The organism is uncultured Reyranella sp. (assembly GCF_945957355.1).
GTDB lineage: Bacteria > Pseudomonadota > Alphaproteobacteria > Reyranellales > Reyranellaceae > Reyranella.
Genome location: NZ_CAMFKM010000006.1, coordinates 335036 through 352825, shown reverse-complemented (window position 1 = coordinate 352825; position 17790 = coordinate 335036). Strand labels below are relative to the sequence as shown.

The following is a 17790-nucleotide window of genomic DNA, read 5'->3' as shown; positions in this document are numbered from 1 at the left end:
ACGACGGCAATGGAGCCCCAACGGCTGATGCGGCTGGCGACCATCGCTTCGATATCGACGGCGCTCATCCTGATCTTTGCCAAGTTCGCGGCCTGGCGGATCACCGATTCCGTGAGCATGCTGTCCTCGCTCGTCGATACGTCGCTCGATCTCGTCAGCTCGATGGTGACCTTCCTAGCGGTGCGCCAGGCGCTCGTGCCAGCCGACGACAACCATCGCTTCGGCCATGGCAAGGCCGAGGGGCTGGCGGGCCTGATCCAAGCCGGCTTCATAGCCGCCTCGGGATGCGCGCTCCTGGTCGCGATCGTCGAGCGGCTGGGCAACCCCAAGCAGGTCCGCGAGGAGGAGATCGGCCTGTACGTCAGCGTGCTGGCGATCGGGCTGACGCTTTGCCTGGTCACGTTCCAGAAGCACGTCGTGCGGCGCAGCGGTTCGCTGGCCATCAGTGCCGACATGGCGCACTACAGCACCGATCTGGTGGCGACGCTCGTGACCGGCGCGGGCGTCTTCCTGTCGGGCCTGCTGGACCAGCCGCTGATCGACAGCGGCGTCGCGGCCCTGGTGGCTTTCTACCTGATGCATGGCGCATGGACGGTGGGCCGTGAGTCGCTGAAGGTACTGATGGACCACGAACTGCCGGCCCAGGACAGCCGGAAGATCGAAGCGATCGCGCAGGCGCATCCCGGCGTGAAGGACGCGCACGACCTGAAGACCCGGTCGAGCGGCCTCACCAAATTCATCCAGCTTCATATTGAGGTCGATCGCGACCTCTCGGTCGTGCTGGGCCACGCGATCGGCCTCGAAGTCCAGGCCGAGATCGCGAGAGCCTTTCCCGGGGCGGATATAATCATTCACGTCGATCCTTCGCCCGCTCCATGAGCGCGCGGCCTTCCTTCATCGTCGAGGACCAGTCGGAAACGATTGCCTTCCTGGAGGAAGAGCTGAAGCCGGAGCGGCGGATCGATACGCACGGCGCCGTCGTCTTCCTATGCCGCGAACGCGCCTACAAGCTGAAGCGGGCCGTGAGGTTCCCGTACATGGACTTCTCGACCGAGGCCCGGCGCGCGGCGATGTGCGCCGCGGAGATCGACGTGAACCGGCGATCAGCGCCCGAGATCTATCTCGGCATTGCTCCGGTGATGCGGCGGAACGGCAAGCTGGCGCTGGGCGAGGTCGGCGAGGCGTCCGAGCACGCCGTCGACTGGCTGGTCGTGATGCGGCGCTTCGACGAGGAGGGGCTGCTCGACCGGATGGCGGCGCGCGGCGCGCTGACGCCAGAACTCATGGCCGCGCTCGGTGCGCGGGTCGCCGCGTTCCACGACGGCTTGCCCGCCATCGCCTCGGGCTTCTGCTCGCCCGACGATTATCGTCACTCGGTGGCCGCGGATGTCCGCCAGATGCGCGAGGCGGGGGACCGTCTCGATCCGCCGACCAGCGAGGCGCTGGCCGAGGCGATGCCGCGCTCGCTCGAACCTTTCCTCGATCTCGTAGCGCGCCGCGTCGCCGCCGGAGCGATCCGCCGATGCCACGGCGACCTGCACCTGCGCAACATCGTGGCCCTGAACGGCCAGCCTGTGCCGTTCGACGCCATCGAGTTCTCCGACAAGATCGCCAACATCGATGTGCTCTACGATCTCGCCTTCGCGCTGATGGATCTGGCGCGGCAGGGGCTGGGGGCGCTGGCCAATCGCCTGCTGAACGAATGGCTGTGGCGGGTCGACGAGCTTGAAGGTGCATCGCACGAAGAGGCGCTGGCGCTACTGCCCATGTTCCTCGCGCGCCGGGCGGCGATCCGTGCCTACGTCGATTCCGCCGTCACGGCCGTCAGCGGCGCCGACAATGCGCCGGCGCGTGCCTATCAGAAGGCGGCATTGGCATTCCTGCAACCCGCGCCGCCGCGCTTGGTGGCGATCGGCGGCCTGTCGGGCAGCGGGAAGACCACGCTGGCGCTGAAGCTTGCACCGGAGATCGGCCGCAGCCCGGGCGGGATCGTCGTGCGCACCGATGTCGAGCGCAAGCGGCAGGCCGGTGTGCCCCTGGAAGAGCCCATGCCGGCGGGCAGCTATTCGCCCAAGGCATCTGCCCTGGTTTATGCCGCGTTCATGGCGCGCGCCGAGCGCGTGCTGCGGGCGGGCCACAGCGTCGTGCTCGATGCCGTCTTCGCCCGCCCCGAGGAACGCGCCGCGGCCGAGGCGCTGGCGCGCAAGGTGGGTGTGCCGTTCCACGGGATCTGGCTCGACGTTCCAAAGCACGTCGCGCAGCAGCGTGTGACGAACCGGAAGGGAGACGCCTCCGACGCGACGGCATCCGTCGTGGAACGCCAGTTTGGCTACGATCTGGGAGCCATCGACTGGGAGCGGCGCTGACTTCGGCTTGACGTCTCATATATGAGTGAGTAATCACTCATATATGAAATCAGTTGTGCTCATTGATGCGCTGGATGGCGCGGCCGGCTGCCACTTGATACAGTGTGAAGCCGAGGCGTTGGCGGTTCGCGACGCCTGCCTCGGCTGGCTGCCGCTGGGCGGACTGCTGGCCAGGCTCGCCGACCCCATCGTGCGGACCTGGATGAGGCGGGCAGGGACCGCCTATGCCGCGGAGATCGACAGCGTCGCCCGCACCCTGAAGAAGCCGGGGATCTGGCTGTTGCATGGCGCCTATCTCTTCGGCTGCACCGCGCTCGGCGACGAGAGCGAGGAGGGGCCGCGCCTCCGGCGCACGCTCGACTGGCCGTTTCCCGGGCTGGGTCGTCTCGCCGAGGTGCGGCGCCAGCGTGGCTCGGCCGGCGAATTCCTGAACGTCACCTGGCCCGGCTTCGTCGGCGTGCTGACCGCAGTGGCGCCGGCGCGCTTCGCTGCCTCGATCAACCAGGCGCCGATGCGCCGCCGCTGGCGGAGTCCGATGCTGCTGTGGCTCGATTATGCGCTGAACGCGCTCGCGGGCCTTCGCGGCAGCGGGCGCCTGCCGCCCGAACATCTGCTGCGGCACGTCTTCGAGACCTGCACGAGCTTCGACGACGCGCGCCATCGGCTCGAAACCGAGCCGGTGGCGCGACCCGTGCTGTTCCTGCTGGTCGGCACGAAGCCCGGCGAGCGGATCGTGATCGAGCGTGAGGAGACGGCCGCACGAACCCATCGCGACGACACCGTCTTCGCCAACGACTGGCGCGAACGTCATCCCAAGTGGCGGCCGCGCGGCTGCGGCGACGGTGAGCCGGTCGAGAACAACATCCGCCGCCGCAGCGCGCTCGCCGCCTGGACCGGACGCGATGCGCACGACTTCGCCTGGGTGACGGCTCCGGTCCTCAACGCCTGCACGCGCCTCTCGGTCGAGATGTGTCCCGCGACCGGCGAGCTGACCGTCGCCGGCTGGGAAGTGGACGATCGAGGCAGTGCCGGCCGCGTCACGGCAGTGACGTCGTTCCAAATTGGTCGAGAGCGTCTCGTTGGAACGCGCCCCTGTGGCGCTCACGTCTTGCTCGCTGACGGAGCTTGAGCGCCACAGGAGTGGCGCGCTCCAAAGAATCTAGGCGCGCTTCTTCGCCGTCGAACTGCGCGGCAGGAGGCGGGCGAGATACTGGCCGGTGTAGCTCTCCGGTACCTTCACGACGGCCTCGGGCGGGCCCTCGGCGACCAGGCGGCCGCCGCCGGACCCGCCGTCGGGGCCCATGTCGAGGACCCAGTCGGCGGTCTTGATGACTTCGAGATTGTGCTCGATCACCAGCACCGTGTTGCCAGTTTCGACCAGACGATGCAGCACTTCGAGCAACTTGCGCACGTCCTCGAAGTGGAGACCCGTCGTGGGTTCGTCGAGGATGTAGAGCGTGCGGCCCGTGGCCCGTCGTGACAGTTCCTTGGCCAGCTTGACCCGCTGCGCCTCGCCGCCCGACAGGGTGGTCGCCTGCTGGCCAATATGGATGTAGCCGAGACCGACCTGCTGGAGCGTCAGCAGCTTGTCGCGGATGATCGGCACAGCCTTGAAGAACTCGCAGCCCTCGTCGACGGTCATGTCGAGCACATCGGCGATCGACTTGCCGCGGAACACGATCTCAAGCGTCTCGCGGTTGTAGCGCTTGCCCTTGCAGACGTCGCACTCGACATAGACGTCGGGCAGGAAGTGCATCTCGATCTTGATGACGCCGTCGCCCTGGCAGGCCTCGCAGCGGCCGCCCTTCACGTTGAAGGAGAAGCGCCCGGGCTTGTAGCCGCGCTCGGTCGATTCCGGGAGCTGGGAGAACCAGTCGCGGATCGGTGAGAAGGCGCCGGTATAGGTCGCCGGGTTCGAGCGCGGCGTGCGGCCGATCGGCGACTGGTCGATGTCGACGATCTTGTCGAGATGGTTCACGCCTTCGAGCGCGGCATGGGCGCCGGCATGCTCGCGCGCATTGTTGAGCTTCTTCGCCAGTGCCTTGTAGAGCGTCTCGACGATCAGCGTGCTCTTGCCGCTGCCCGACACCCCGGTGACGCAGGTGAAGGTCCCGAGCGGGATGCTGGCCGTCACGTTCTGGAGATTGTTCTCCCGGGCGCCTTTCAGTGTGAGCCAGCGCCCATTCTTCGGCGGCGGCTCGCGCCGTTGCTTGGGAATCGGGACCTGGCGGAAACCGGAGAGATACTGGCCGGTGAGGCTCGCGGTGTTGCGCATCACCTCGTCGGGTGTGCCCTGGGCGATCACGGTGCCGCCATGGGCGCCGGCGCCGGGGCCCATGTCGACCAGGTAGTCGGCGGCGCGGATCGCGTCTTCGTCATGCTCGACCACCAGCACCGTGTTGCCGAGGTCGCGCAGGCGGGTCAGCGTCTTCAGCAGCCGGTCGTTGTCGCGCTGGTGCAGGCCGATCGACGGCTCGTCGAGCACGTAGAGCACGCCTGTGAGGCCCGAGCCGATCTGGGACGCGAGCCGGATGCGCTGGCTCTCGCCGCCGGACAAAGTGCCCGAGGTCCGGTTCAGTGTCAGGTAGGACAGGCCGACATTGTCGAGGAAGCCCAGCCGCTCGTTGATCTCCTTCAGGATGCGGGCGGCGATCTCGCGCTGCTTGGGCGTGAGCTTGGGATCGAGCGCCAGGAACCACTTCACCGCCTCGCCGATCGAGAACTCGGTCGTCTGGCTGATGTTGAGGCCGGCGATCTTGACCGCCAGCGCCTCGGGCTTGAGGCGGGCGCCGTTGCAGGCCTCGCACTTGCTCTCGTGCTGGAAGCGCTCGAGCTCCTCGCGCACCCAGGAGGAATCGGTCTCCCGCCAGCGGCGGTCGAGATTGGGGATCACGCCCTCGAACGGCTTGGTCGTCTGGTACTGGCGGATGCCGTCGTCGTAGCGCATGGCGACCGACTCACTGCCGCTGCCGTAGAGGATCGTGTCCCGTACCTTCTTGGGCAGGTCGCGCCACGGCACCGAGGTCTTGACCTTGAAGTGCTTCGCGATGCTGTCGAGCGTCTGCATGTAGTACTGGCCCGACGAATCGGCCCACGGCGCGACGGCGCCTTCCGACAGCGACAGCCGGTCGTCCGGCACCACCATCTCCGGATCGAAGAACATCTTCACGCCGAGTCCGTCGCAGGACGGGCAGGCGCCCTGCGGCGCATTGAAGGAGAAGAGGCGCGGCTCGATCTCCTCGATGGTGAAGCCCGAGACCGGGCAGGCGAAGCGGGCGGAGAAGACGGTGCGCTCGCCGTTGTCGGCGTTCTCGGCGATCGCCAGGCCCTCGGCCAGCCCTAGCGCCGTCTCGAGCGAATCGGCGAGACGGTTGCCGAGGTCGGGCTTCACGACGATGCGGTCCACGACCACGTCGATGTCGTGCTTGAACTTCTTGTCCAGCGACGGCGCCTCGGCGATCTCGTAGAGCGTGCCGTCGATCTTGACCCGCTGGAAGCCCTTGCGCTGCAGTTCCTGCAGTTCCTTGCGATACTCGCCCTTGCGGCCGCGCACGATCGGCGCCATCAGGTAGAGGCGCGTGCCGTCCGGCATCGTCTTGATGCGGTCGACCATCTGGGAAACGGTCTGGCTCTCGATCGGCAGCCCGGTGGCGGGCGAATAGGGGATGCCGACACGCGCGAACAGCAGTCGCAGATAGTCGTAAATCTCGGTGACGGTGCCGACCGTCGAGCGCGGATTGCGCGAAGTCGTCTTTTGCTCGATCGAGATCGCGGGCGAGAGGCCCTCGATCGAATCGACGTCCGGCTTCTGCATCAGTTCGAGGAACTGGCGGGCGTAGGCCGAGAGGCTCTCGACGTAACGGCGCTGGCCCTCGGCATAGATGGTGTCGAAGGCGAGCGACGACTTGCCGGAGCCGGAGAGGCCGGTGATGACGACCAGCCTGTCGCGCGGCAGGTCGACATCGACGTTCTTGAGATTGTGCTCGCGCGCGCCCCGTACGGAGATGAAGCGATGCGGCTCGGCAGCTTGTAAGCGGGACTTGGCCATCAGGACCGGAACCATAAGGTATGCGCGGGATCAGCGCATATGGCGATTATCCCCCACCTTCGCCAGTGCCCTGCGTCACGCTGGCGATGCTTGCGCTGCCAGCACCCGCGCGGTCGGACGGTCGTTCATCAGAAGCTGCGCGGTGCCCGCGATCAGACCGATCAGGACGCCGATCTTCCAGGCGAGATCGTAGGATCCCAGCAGATCGAACAGGTAACCGCCACCCCAGGCGCCGAGGAACGATCCGGCCTGGTGGCTGAGGAAGGCGATGCCGGTCAGCGTCGACAGGAAGCGCAGGCCAAAGATCTGCACCACCAGCCCGTTGACCAATGGGATGACCCCCAGCCAGAGCGTGCCCATCGCGGCACCGAACAGCACGACGGAAAGCGGCGTCGGCGGGAACAGGAAGAACAGCGCCACCGCCAGCGAGCGCAGCAGGTAGATCGCCCCCAGCAGCAGGCGCTTGGGGTATTTGTCGCCGAGCCAGCCGAACAACCAAGAACTCAGGATGTTGAAGCCGCCGATCAGCATCAGCGCCACGGCGCTGTAGGACGGATCCATGCCGCACTGGGCGAGATAGGTCGGCAGGTGGGTGGTGATGAAGACGAGTTGTAGGCCGCAGACGAAGAAGGCCAGCGCCATCACGACATAGCCGGTGTGGCGCCGTGCTTCGTCGAGCGCGCCTGTCAGCGTGAGGTTGCGGTCGGTCGACAGCGCGTTGGGCAGTCTGTCGGCGCGGCTGCCGATCCAGGCGGCCGGCAGCATGGCGAGGGCGAGGATCACGAAGGCCCAGACCGCGGCGCGCCAGCCATCCGTATTGAGAAGGTAGGCCGCGATGGGCGCCGTCAGCATGGTGCCGACGGAGCCGGCAGCCGAGACGATACCGAAGGCCAGGGTCCGGCGGCCCGGTTCCACGACACGGGCGGCGATGTTGGCGGTGATGCCCGAGGTCGTGCACGAGAGCGCCACGCCGATCAGTACGCCGGCGCCCAGGATGATGGGCAGGAGGCCCTGGGCCGTGGCAGTCAGCCAGATGCCGAGGATGAACAGGACGCTGCCGATCATCGCGACCCAGCGCGTGCCGTACTTGTCGGCGAAGATGCCGGCGATCGGCTGGCTGACGCCCCACGCGACCTGCTGGACGGAGATCGCCAGTGCGAAGTCGGAGATCGCGATTCCCAGTTCCCTGGAGGCCGGCGCCTGAAACAGGCCGAGATTCTGGCGGATGCCCATGGCGAGGGTCATCATCAGCGCCGCACCGCCCAGCATGGCATAGGCCTGGCCGGTCGAGACCTGGGGAACATGGAAGGATTTGCTCATAGCCGGGGAAGATACGGGAGGGTTTGCCGGCACAACCAATGAATTGTCGGAGGGTCCGCATGAGGGAAGCTCACGCCACAACCGTAATTTGGTGGCTGCCCACAGGCAGCCGGGGCTAGTTTGCCCGCCGTGAGGTAGGCGCCGCGTCCCGCGGCGCCGGGAAAGCCCAGGGAGGCCCCCATGGCGGGCAGCGTCAACAAAGTCATTCTGGTCGGCAATCTCGGCCGCGATCCCGAAGTGAAGTCCATGCAGGACGGCCGTTCGCTGGTGAACATGTCGATCGCGACGTCGGAGACGTGGCGCGATCGCAACAGCGGCGAGCGCAAGGAGCGCACCGAGTGGCACCGCGTCGTGATCTTCAACGACAAGCTCGCCGAGGTGGCCCAGAAGTTCCTGAAGAAGGGCGCCAAGGTCTATCTCGAAGGCCAGCTCACCACCCGCAAGTGGACCGACCAGAGCGGTCAGGAGCGCTATACGACCGAAGTGGTCATCCCGCGGTTCGGTGGCTCGCTCACCATGCTCGACGGCCGCAGTGGCGGTGGCGGCGGTGATGCTGGCGGTATGGACGACGATTACGGTGGCGGCATGTCCGGTGGCGGCGGCATGTCGAGCGGTGGTGGGGGCGGCGGTCGTGCGGCGCCGCGCGGCAAGGCCGAACTCGACGACGACATTCCGTTCTAGGCTGTGCGGACGCTCGTCCTTGGCAGGACGGGCGTCTTCGGTGGCCGGCTGTGCCGCTATCGCGGCATTCTCACAAGTCGATGAAGCGGATCCGCGTCTGGGGCGATGGCACCAGGCAGGCCTCGAGGCGGCCGAACCAGCGGAGGCGGTTGCGCGCGATGATGTCGTAGATCGGGTCGCGCAGAATCTTGGGGACGAGGATCAGCGGATAGAGCCAGCGTGCCGGGCCCTTCAAATGACGCACCGCCCGCAGCGCGGCTGTCGAACGCGTGTAGATCCGGTCGCCCTCCAGCAGCAGGATCGTCCGGTCCAATGCGTCGTCTGGAAGGTCGAGAGCGAAGAGAACCCGCTTGCCGAGGCCGGATTGCGCGCTGGCGAATTTGAGCCGTCCCTCGGGATCGCGCTTCAGGCAGAAGGCCACGAAGCGGCTGCACAGCACGCAATAGCCGTCGAAGAAGTAGAGGGGCTGCGGCAGGTTGCCGAGGGCCGCCGGGACATTCACGCAGGAAAGCCCAAGGCGCGCAGTTCGGCGACCGTCTCCTCCGCGGAGCGGTGGTGGATGCCGCTCATGCCGCTGGCTCGCGCACCCTCGACGTTCGCCACCACGTCATCGATGAATACTGCGTCCTGGGGGCTGAATCCGCCGGTGCGGCAGGTCAGCTCGAAGATCGCGGCATCGGGCTTCCAGCAGCGAACGTTGCCGGACACGACGAAGTCCCGGAAACGGCCGATGAAGGGGTGCCTTGCCTGCGCCGGGCCGCGCAGCCAGGCGTCGAGGAAGCCGGGGGCGTTGGACAGTAGATAGAGCGGCACGCCGGCATCGCCCAGCCGCTCGACCAGTGCGGCCATCGGCGGGAAGGCATGATCGAGCATCTCGTCGAACCGGTCATAATAGGCTGCAATCAGTGCTTCCTTGCCCGGATGGAGAGCCTGCAGGTCGCGGGTGGCGGTGGCCGGATCGCCATCGTAGTCCTGCCGCATGTGCCACTCGCGGGTGGTCACCTTGGACAAGAATTCCTCCATCTCCGCCTCCTGCGGGATCAGCTTCCGGTAGAGGTGCCGCGGATTGTAGTCGATCAGGACGCCTCCCATGTCGAAGACCACGACGGAGGGGCGGGACGGAGCAATTTCTGGGGGCAATTCGCGGCCTTTCCGTGAGGTATTTCCGGTGCGAATTTAGTTAATAATATCAAAGCATTAAAGGCCAGTCTGACTGCCGATTTTTGTTGGTCTTCCGGGGCTTGTTTGGTAGGTTGCGAAATACCCCTGCCGGAGTCTCCGGACGGGCTGCAAGAACGAGAAAAATCCCAGGTCTCCGTGAGCGACGATACGACCCTTCCGCCGGCGCCGCCGCCCCCCGACGCGCCTCTGCCTCAGCCCTCGCCGCACGATATCGCCCTGATCACGATCGAAGAGGAGATGCGCCGCTCCTACCTCGATTACGCCATGAGCGTGATCGTGTCGCGTGCGCTGCCTGATGCGCGCGACGGCCTGAAGCCGGTGCAGCGCCGCATCCTCTTCGCGATGAAGGAGGGCGGCTACGATTCCTCGCGTCCCTTCCGCAAGTCGGCGCGCATCGTCGGCGACGTGATGGGCAAATATCACCCGCACGGCGACAGCGCGATCTACGATGCCATGGTGCGCATGGCGCAGGACTTCTCGATGCGCCTGCCGCTGATCTCGGGGCAGGGCAACTTCGGTTCCATGGATGGCGATCCGCCGGCCGCGATGCGTTACACCGAGGCGCGTCTGGCCACGGTGGCGGAGACGCTGCTCGAGGACATCAACAAGGATACCGTCGAGTTTCAGCCAAACTACGACGAGCGCGAGAATGAGCCGACCGTGCTGCCGGCGGCCTACCCGAACCTGCTGGCCAACGGCGCCGGCGGCATTGCGGTGGGCATGGCGACCAACATCCCGCCGCACAATCTCGGCGAGCTGATCGATGCCTGCCTGGCGCTGATCGCCAATCCGGAGCTGACCGTGCCGCAGCTCGTGGAATACGTGCCGGGTCCGGATTTTCCGACTGGCGGCATCATCCTTGGCCGCAACGGCATCCGGGCCGCTTTCGAGCTTGGCCGCGGCTCGCTGGTCATGCGGGCCAAGACGTCCGTCGAGCAGAAGTCCGGCGGCCGCGAATCGATCGTCGTCACCGAGATTCCCTACCAGGAAAACAAGGCGCGGCTGCACGAGCGCATCGCCGAGGTGGTGCGCGACAAAAAGGTCGAGGGCGTTTCCGAGATTCGCGACGAGAGTGACAAGGACGGGGTGCGGCTGGTCATCGACCTGAAGCGCGACGCCATGGCCGACATCGTGCTCAACCAGCTCTATCGCTTCACGCCGTTGCAGACGACCTTCAGCGTCAACGCTCTCGCGCTGGACGGCGGCCGCCCGAAGCTGATGAGCCTCAAGGAGCTGCTCGAGGCCTTCATCCGCTTCCGGGCCGAGGTCATTACCCGGCGCACCCGCTTCGAACTCAACCATGCGCGCGACCGCGCCCATGTGCTGGTCGGTCTCGCGATCGCCGTCGCCAACATCGACGAAGTGATCGAGATGATCCGCCGCTCGCCCGATCCGAACGTGGCGCGCGAGCGCTTGATGGCCAAGGATTGGCCGGCCGTCGACGTGAAGCCCCTGATCGACCTGATCGCCGAGCCTGGCCGCGAAGTGTCCGCCGAAGGTACCTACCGGCTCTCCGAGGCGCAGGCCCGCGCGATTCTCGATCTGCGGCTGCAGCGCCTGACCGGCCTGGAGCGCGACAAGATCGCCGAGGAGCTGACCGAGGTCGCGAAGCTGATCGAGGGCTATCTCGAACTCCTGGGCGACCGCGACAAGCTGTTCGCGCTGATGGGCGAGGAGCTCCGCGCGATCAAGGATAAGTACGCCACACCGCGGCGCACGCAGATCGTCGACAACGAGTTCGAGCAAGACGTCGAGGACCTGATCCAGCGCGAGGACATGGTCGTGACGGTGACCCATGGCGGTTACGTCAAGCGGGTGCCGGTGTCGGCCTACCGGGCGCAGCGCCGAGGCGGCAAGGGCCGGTCCGGCATGGCGACGCGCGAGGACGATTTCGTGTCGAGCCTGTTCGTGGCCAACACGCATACGCCGGTGCTGTTCTTCTCCAGCCGCGGCATCGTCTACAAGCTCAAGGTCTGGCGCCTGCCGCTCGGCGCTCCGCAGGCGCGTGGCAAGGCATTCGTGAACCTGCTGCCTCTCAGCGAAGGCGAGACGATCAGCGCCGTCATGCCGATGCCGGAGGACGAGGCGAGCTGGTCGACGCTGAACGTCATGTTCGCTACGGCGCGCGGCGGCGTGCGACGCAACGAGCTCAGCGATTTCACCAGCGTCAATCAGGGCGGCAAGATCGCCATGAAGTTCGAGGGTGAGGATACGGGCGATCGTCTGATCGGCGTCAGCGTCTGCTCCGAAGAGCAGGACGTTCTGCTGGCGACGCGCCAGGGCCGCGCCATGCGTTTCCCGGTCTCGACCGTGCGTGTCTTCGCCAGCCGCAATTCGACCGGTGTGCGCGGCATCGCGCTGGCCGAGGGCGACGAGGTGATCTCGATGTCGCTGGTCGACGGCGGCAAGGGCATTCCGACCGAGGATCGCGACGCCTACCTGCGCCAGTCGCGGGCACTGCGCCAAGCCGAGAACGCGGTGGACGCCGGCGAGACGGCGGAGGAGGAACCCTCCACCGGCGAGGAGGCGGCGACGCCAGCCACGACGCTTTCACCGGAGCGCTTTGCCGAGCTGCAAGCCATGGAGGAGTTCGTGCTCACCGTGGCGTCGTCGGGTTTCGGCAAGCGTACCTCGGCATTCGAGTATCGGGTGACCGGTCGCGGCGGTAAGGGCGTCGAACTCATGAGCCTCGCCAGGGGCGGCGAGATCGTCGCGGCTCTTCCCGTCCGCGGTACCGACGAGATCATGCTGGTCACCGACGGCGGCACCCTGATCCGCTGCCCGGTGGATGGAATTCGCATCGCGGGACGGGCAACGCGCGGCGTGCGCATCGTCAACGTGAGCGAGGGCGAGCGCGTCGTCACGGCGGTACGCATCGGCGAGGACGATGACGGAAACGGAAACGGGAGCGGCAACGGCGATGCCGGTTCCGAGCCAAGTTCCGAAACTAGCGGTGGATAAGGATCGGTCGTGTCGCTAAGACTTCGCCGTCGCAGTCTGCGAACAAGGGGGAGACATGGCCGTAGAACGCACCGGGGTTTATCCGGGCACGTTCGATCCCATCACGAGCGGGCACATGGAAGTGGTGCGGCGCTCGCTGCGGCTCGTCGACAGGCTGGTGATCGGGCCGCACATCAACGTGGGCAAGGGGCCGCTGTTCTCGCTCGAGGAGCGGATCGACATCATCAACGAGGACATCGCGGATTTTCCACAGGCCGACCGCGATCGCATCACGGTGGTGCCGTTCGAGGGGCTGCTGATCCACTTTGCGCGCGACGTGAAGGCATCGGTCATCATCCGCGGGCTGCGGGCCGTCTCGGACTTCGAGTACGAGATCCAAATGGCCAACATGAATGCGCGCATGGAGCCTTCGATCGAAACCATCTTCCTGATGGCCTCCGACCGGCACCAGTTCATTGCCTCGTCCCTGGTGAAGGATATTGCCCGCCTGGGCGGCGACACGTCGCAATTCGTGTCCAAGAAGGTATTCGAGCGCCTGAAGGCCAAATTCGGGAAGAAATGAGGCCGGGGGAGGCCGCGTTGACCATCGGCCCCCCGCACTTTATATGGGCGCCGCGCGGCGAAGAAGCCCGCGGCGCGGAACCGGAAAGAGCCCGTAGCTCAGCGGTAGAGCATCTGACTTTTAATCAGAGGGTCGTGGGATCGTACCCCACCGGGCTCACCACTGGACCCAAGAAGGAGAAGAGCGGCTCATGCCGTCGGTGAAAGTCGTCAACGGCAAGCAGATCGTGGTCGAGAACCTCGGTCCGATCGAGCGCCTCTTCAGCTTCATCGTGAAGCCGTTCGTCCGCATGTCGCAGCATCGCGACCTGATCGCCGCCATCCTGCGGCGCGAGGTTCGCGAGCGCTTCAAGGGGTCGATCGCCGGATGGATCTGGGCGATCATCGCCCCCTTGCTGATGATCGCCGTCTATTCCTTGGTGTTCAGCACGGCCCTGACTCTGCCGCTGCCCGAGAATCTGGCCAAGAGCCAGGCCGGTTACGCCCTATTCATCTTCGGCGGCCTCATCATCTTCAATTTCTTCTCAGAGATGGCGTTTCGTGCACCGATGCTGCTGCACGAGTACACCCATTTCATCAAGCAGACGATCTTTCCCAGCGACATGCTGGCGGTGATTTCGACGCTGCGCGCCACGGCCTATACGCTGATCTCCTTGGGGGTGATGCTGCTGTTCCAATTGGCGGTAATTGGCGAGCTGCCCGTGACGGTGCTGTTGCTGCCGTTCATTTTCGTCCCGTTCATGGCGTTCTTGATCGGCATGTCATGGTTCCTGGCGGCTCTCGGAGCATTCACGCGCGATGCCGGCTATCTGATGATCACGATCGTGCCTCTTTTCATGTTCGCGACGCCGATTTTCTATCTGCCGTCGATGGTGCCGCCGCCCTACGATTTTTGGATGTATGGCAATGCGCTGGTTTGCTTTGTCGAAATTCTGCGCGACTTGGTGCTGGGGGGCAGATTGCCCAACATGATCCTCTACGGTTGGACATTGTTTATTTCGCTGTTCAGCTTCTATTTCGGCTACTGGTTCTTCGACAGGTATCGGAATGTCATCGTCGACGTCCTCTGAGGTCGTCGTCGAGGCGAAAAACCTCGGCAAGGCCTTCCAGCTCTACGCCCACCGCAATGACTGGCTGAAACAGGTCCTGTTCGGCTGGTGGAAAGCGTACTTCAAGCCGTTCTGGGTGCTGCGCGACATCAGCCTCGAGGTGAAGAAGGGCGAGAGCATCGGCATTCTCGGCCGTAATGGCTGCGGCAAGTCCACCTTGCTGCAGGTGGTCTGTGGCATGACCCTGCCGAGCCATGGCGAACTTCGGGTCAACGGTCGCATTGCGCCGGTGCTGGCGCTCGGCTCGACCTTCGACATGGAGCTGTCGGGCCGCGAGAACGTCCTGATCGGCGGCGCGGTGCTCGGGCTCAAGCGTAGCGAGGTCCTGCGCAAGTTCGATTCGATTGCCGAGTTCGCCGGCATCGGCGAGTACATGGACCAGCCGGTGAAGCATTATTCGATGGGCATGCGCACGCGCCTTGCCTTCTCGATCTGTGCGCACGTCGAGGCCGACATCCTGGTGGTCGACGAGGCGTTGTCGGTGGGTGACGCCGCTTTCCAGCGCAAGTGCCTCGACTGGATCGACAATTTCCGCAAGACGGGAACGCTGCTCTTCGTCTCACATTCCATGGCCGAGGTGCGCCGCCTGTGCACGCGCGCCATCTGGATCGAGGAAGGACGCATCCGCGAGGAGGGCGATCCCAACGACGTCATCCGCTCCTATCATCGCGCCCTGCTGGTCGAGAAGGACGACGTCCAGCGCTTCTCTTCCGGAAACGCCAAGCAGGTCGCTGCGGGCGAGTAGGCCTGATGGAGCCGGGGACCCTGGCGTGGCTCGGCTTCGGCTGGTGGTCGTTCGGTTCGGCGATCCAGTGGGCGAGTGCCGCGCTGGCGCGTAAGCCCCGGCGGAATTTCGCCGCCAGCCATCGGGCGAGTGATTTCAGCATCGTGGCGCCAATGGCGGGCGCCGAGGACGCGACGGCGGTGTACGTGCAGGCGCTTCGGCGGCTGGCAGAGGCCGGCGTCGAGGTGCTGATCTGCGTGGCTCACGCGGACGATGGCGCCGTGGCGCCGGTCAGGGCCCATTGGCCCGAGGCGCCGATCCTCGTCGGCCAGGACGACACCTTCAACCCGAAGATGAACAATGTCCGCAAGGGGCTGGAGGCGGCGAGCCGTCCGGTCGTGGGGCTGTGCGATGCCGGCATCCAGCTCAGCCTCGACGAGCTGCGCCGTGCGGCTGCGCCCCTGGCCGAGGGAGCAGGGCTTGTGCTCGCGCTCAAGGCGGCGGAAGCGCCCGCAAACTTCGCCGCCGAGATCGAGCGCGCCTACATCGACGGCCACCAGGCGAGGTTCCTGTTCGCCGCCGACCGGCTGGGGCTCGCCGTGGCGTCAGGCGGGGTCACGCTGATGACGCACGAGACGCTTCAGCGCATCGGCAACTGGCGGGGCTTCAACCGCTGGATCGCCGACGATTATTCGGTCGTGCGTTCGGTACGCGCTCTCGGCCTTTCCACGCATCTGGGCGAGCTCATGCTGCGCCTGCCGCTTGGCGAGCGGTCCTGGCAGACCGTGTGGCGACGCCAGGTCCGCTGGGCACGAACGCGGCTGCGGCTGCCGGTCTGGCCGCTGGTGCTGTGGGAGCCTGCGATCGGCTGGGCGGTCACGGGCCTGGCCGGCGCCGGCGCTCTCGTCTGTTCGGGGGCGAACGCGACCCTGGTCGCCGTCGCCCTGGTCCTCCATACCGTCGCATGGCTGCTGGCCGAGCGATGGTTCATGACGGGCCGCGGCCTGTCCTTCGGATTGCGCGCGGCGGCGGCCGCACTGGTTCGCGAGGCTCTGGCTCCGGTGCTGATCGTGAATGCCCTAGTGGGCCGGAGCATCTATTGGCGTGGTAGCGATCTGGGCGGGCAATGGCGGGATCGCCAGGTGGCCGGCGAGGACAGGCAAAGGGATGCCGCATCCGGGAAGTCCGTATGAGTAGCATGAACAGAAAGCAGCCGATTTCCACCGTGATGCTGCCGGCCAAGGTCGATTCCGTGACCGTGACGGCTATCGAGGGGATGCTGCTGGCGGCCCTTCGGCCGGGCGCGCGCGTGATCGTCGATGGCAGCGAGGTCGCCTACATGAGCGCCGCCGGCGTCCGTACCTTCGCGTCCGTCCTGCATCAGGCGGCGAACGTGGGAGCCCGAATCGTTTTCTGCCGGTTCGCCGGCGCCGCCTGGGATTGTCTTCTGGTCAGCGGCTTCTCGGAATTGCTCGAGATCGCCGGGACAGTCGAGCAGGCCGCGGCTAGACTTGAGGCGGAACCACGGCTCGCCGCCGGGGAAAGCTTGCACCCGCGCGGCACCGCGGGTTAACTACAGCTTGGGCTGAGTGAAGTATCGAAGTATCAATGAGTTGGGACGAGGCGCGGCATCGATCGCGACAGTTCCGGACGGAGATCGGGATTTGACAATCTGGAGCTGGCTGCGCGCCGCCGCGCGACCTACCGCCATTGTCCTCGGCCTGGTTGTTGGCTTGGCGGCCTGCACCGCGATGCCTGGCGACGGACCCTGGATGGGGGGCGCGGCCACGACCACGACCGATGCCTTGCCTTTCGACGTGATCGACCTCACGCCGACGACCATTGCCAATTACCGCCAGCCCCCTCCCGTCGACCGTCCCTCGGTGGTGAGCAATCTTCCCGCCGGCGGCCGGGTCGCCGTGGCGCCCGGCGACGCCATCAAGGTGCGCATCTTCGAGCCTTACGAGGGTAGCATCTTCCCGACGATCCAGCGGCCGGGAGCCGACTTCGGCGTCCAGCGGGTCACCGATGACGGAACCGTCAACGTGCCGTTCGTCGGCACGATCAAGGTGGCGGGGCTCGATCTCGGCCAGATCGAGAAGAAGATCGCCCAGCAGGTGGCAGCTTCCGGCAAGGCGCAGGATCCGCAGGTCATCGTCGAATTCGTCGCCGACCGGACCCACACCGTGATGGTATCGGGCGACGTCAGGAACCCCGGGCGAATCTCTCTGCTCGAGGGAGTGCGCTCGGTGGTGGAGGCGATCAACAAGGCCGGCGGTCCGGCCGGCATCGGCGGGCAGGCCCCCAACGGCGTGGGTGCCAATCAGTTTGAGGTCGTCGTTCGCCGCAACGGCCAGATCATCCTGCAGTCGCAGTATTCCGATCTGCTTGCCGGCGGCGATATCGGCCTCCAGAAGAACGACGAGATCGTGGTGCGCCCCAATCCGCGCGTATTCACCGTCCTGGGCGCCGTCGTGAAGGCGGGCAACGTCGACATGTCCAAGCACTCCATCAGCCTGCTCGAGGCAATGGGGACGGTCGGAGGCCTGAACGATACTCGCGCGAATAAAACGGGCGTTTATGTGTTCAGAATGGGGGATTTGCAGAATAATCCCACGGCCCGGGGGCGGGTTTTCCGCCTTGACCTTTATCAGCCAGTGTCCATTTTCATTGCGCAGCAGTTTCCGGTGCTGCCGAAAGACGTCGTCTACATCACGAACGCCCCGCTCTACGAGTACGACAAGATTTTGACATCACTCTATCGCACCTTCTCGATCGTGGGCGTGGCGCGCGGCAATGTTCTGACGACCGGCTTCTGACGCCGAACCTTCAACTAGG

Annotated in this window: 15 protein-coding genes and 1 tRNA gene; 12 read left to right on the top strand and 4 right to left on the bottom strand. The window is 65.9% G+C overall.

The window, feature by feature from the left end; all coding sequences use genetic code 11:
- Positions 1 to 9: 9 nt before the first annotated feature.
- From Q0Q48_RS13135 to Q0Q48_RS13125, 3 genes are read left to right on the top strand one after another with little or no spacing between them, the layout of a single operon-like run.
- Positions 10 to 879 carry a cation diffusion facilitator family transporter gene (locus tag Q0Q48_RS13135; RefSeq protein WP_295138237.1) on the top strand — a complete coding sequence of 290 codons (870 nt, stop codon included), beginning with the start codon at positions 10 to 12 and terminating at the stop codon, positions 877 to 879.
- Positions 876 to 2366: a bifunctional aminoglycoside phosphotransferase/ATP-binding protein gene (locus Q0Q48_RS13130; RefSeq protein ID WP_295138235.1), complete on the top strand. Its 1491-nt coding sequence runs from the start codon at positions 876 to 878 to the stop codon at positions 2364 to 2366. The genes Q0Q48_RS13135 and Q0Q48_RS13130 overlap by 4 nt, the downstream gene beginning before the upstream one ends.
- 43 nt (positions 2367 to 2409) lie before the next feature.
- On the top strand, positions 2410 to 3495 hold the full coding sequence (locus Q0Q48_RS13125; protein WP_295138234.1) for a hypothetical protein: 1086 nt from the start codon (positions 2410 to 2412) through the stop codon (positions 3493 to 3495).
- Positions 3496 to 3525: 30 nt separating this feature from the next.
- On the opposite strand, the gene uvrA is transcribed toward Q0Q48_RS13125, so the two are convergent.
- Together uvrA and Q0Q48_RS13115 are read right to left on the bottom strand one after the other, a co-directional pair.
- Positions 3526 to 6414 carry an excinuclease ABC subunit UvrA gene (uvrA, locus tag Q0Q48_RS13120; protein WP_295138233.1) on the bottom strand — a complete coding sequence of 963 codons (2889 nt, stop codon included), beginning with the start codon at positions 6412 to 6414 and terminating at the stop codon, positions 3526 to 3528.
- Between the two features lie 75 nt (positions 6415 to 6489).
- Positions 6490 to 7734, bottom strand: a complete 1245-nt coding sequence (locus Q0Q48_RS13115) for an MFS transporter (RefSeq protein WP_295138230.1) — start codon at positions 7732 to 7734, stop codon at positions 6490 to 6492.
- Between the two features lie 180 nt (positions 7735 to 7914).
- On the opposite strand from Q0Q48_RS13115, the gene ssb reads away from it, so the two are divergent.
- A complete protein-coding gene (ssb, locus tag Q0Q48_RS13110; RefSeq protein ID WP_295138229.1) occupies positions 7915 to 8415 on the top strand; it encodes a single-stranded DNA-binding protein in 501 nt (166 codons plus the stop codon).
- 70 nt (positions 8416 to 8485) lie between these two features.
- Here ssb and Q0Q48_RS13105 read toward each other — a convergent pair whose 3' ends face one another.
- Both Q0Q48_RS13105 and Q0Q48_RS13100 read right to left on the bottom strand, forming a co-directional pair.
- Positions 8486 to 8917 carry a DCC1-like thiol-disulfide oxidoreductase family protein gene (locus Q0Q48_RS13105; RefSeq protein WP_295138227.1) on the bottom strand — a complete coding sequence of 144 codons (432 nt, stop codon included), beginning with the start codon at positions 8915 to 8917 and terminating at the stop codon, positions 8486 to 8488.
- On the bottom strand, positions 8914 to 9519 hold the full coding sequence (locus tag Q0Q48_RS13100; protein ID WP_295138225.1) for an HAD family phosphatase: 606 nt from the start codon (positions 9517 to 9519) through the stop codon (positions 8914 to 8916). Before Q0Q48_RS13100 ends, Q0Q48_RS13105 begins: the two co-directional genes overlap by 4 nt.
- 264 nt (positions 9520 to 9783) lie before the next feature.
- On the opposite strand from Q0Q48_RS13100, the gene gyrA reads away from it, so the two are divergent.
- The 8 genes from gyrA to Q0Q48_RS13060 all read left to right on the top strand — a co-directional run bounded on the left by gyrA (position 9784) and on the right by Q0Q48_RS13060 (position 17771).
- Entirely contained in the window at positions 9784 to 12558 is a 2775-nt protein-coding gene (gene gyrA, locus Q0Q48_RS13095) for a DNA gyrase subunit A (RefSeq protein WP_295138280.1), read from the top strand.
- A 55-nt stretch (positions 12559 to 12613) separates the two neighbouring features.
- Positions 12614 to 13120, top strand: coding sequence for a pantetheine-phosphate adenylyltransferase (gene coaD, locus Q0Q48_RS13090; protein ID WP_295138223.1), 507 nt, complete (start codon positions 12614 to 12616; stop codon positions 13118 to 13120).
- A gap of 87 nt (positions 13121 to 13207) precedes the next feature.
- A tRNA-Lys gene (locus tag Q0Q48_RS13085) sits at positions 13208 to 13282 on the top strand.
- Positions 13283 to 13346: 64 nt separating this feature from the next.
- Positions 13347 to 14189 (top strand): ABC transporter permease, encoded by an 843-nt coding sequence (locus Q0Q48_RS13080; protein ID WP_295138221.1) that lies wholly within the window; start codon positions 13347 to 13349, stop codon positions 14187 to 14189.
- Positions 14167 to 14973: an ABC transporter ATP-binding protein gene (locus Q0Q48_RS13075; protein ID WP_295138219.1), complete on the top strand. Its 807-nt coding sequence runs from the start codon at positions 14167 to 14169 to the stop codon at positions 14971 to 14973. The genes Q0Q48_RS13080 and Q0Q48_RS13075 overlap by 23 nt, the downstream gene beginning before the upstream one ends.
- A gap of 5 nt (positions 14974 to 14978) precedes the next feature.
- Positions 14979 to 16145 (top strand): glycosyltransferase, encoded by a 1167-nt coding sequence (locus Q0Q48_RS13070; protein WP_295138217.1) that lies wholly within the window; start codon positions 14979 to 14981, stop codon positions 16143 to 16145.
- Complete coding sequence (locus tag Q0Q48_RS13065) at positions 16142 to 16525, top strand: STAS domain-containing protein (RefSeq protein ID WP_295138215.1); 384 nt, start codon at positions 16142 to 16144, stop codon at positions 16523 to 16525. Before Q0Q48_RS13070 ends, Q0Q48_RS13065 begins: the two co-directional genes overlap by 4 nt.
- A 91-nt stretch (positions 16526 to 16616) precedes the next feature.
- Positions 16617 to 17771 (top strand): polysaccharide biosynthesis/export family protein, encoded by a 1155-nt coding sequence (locus Q0Q48_RS13060; RefSeq protein ID WP_295138213.1) that lies wholly within the window; start codon positions 16617 to 16619, stop codon positions 17769 to 17771.
- The last annotated feature ends 19 nt before the right edge of the window (positions 17772 to 17790 follow it).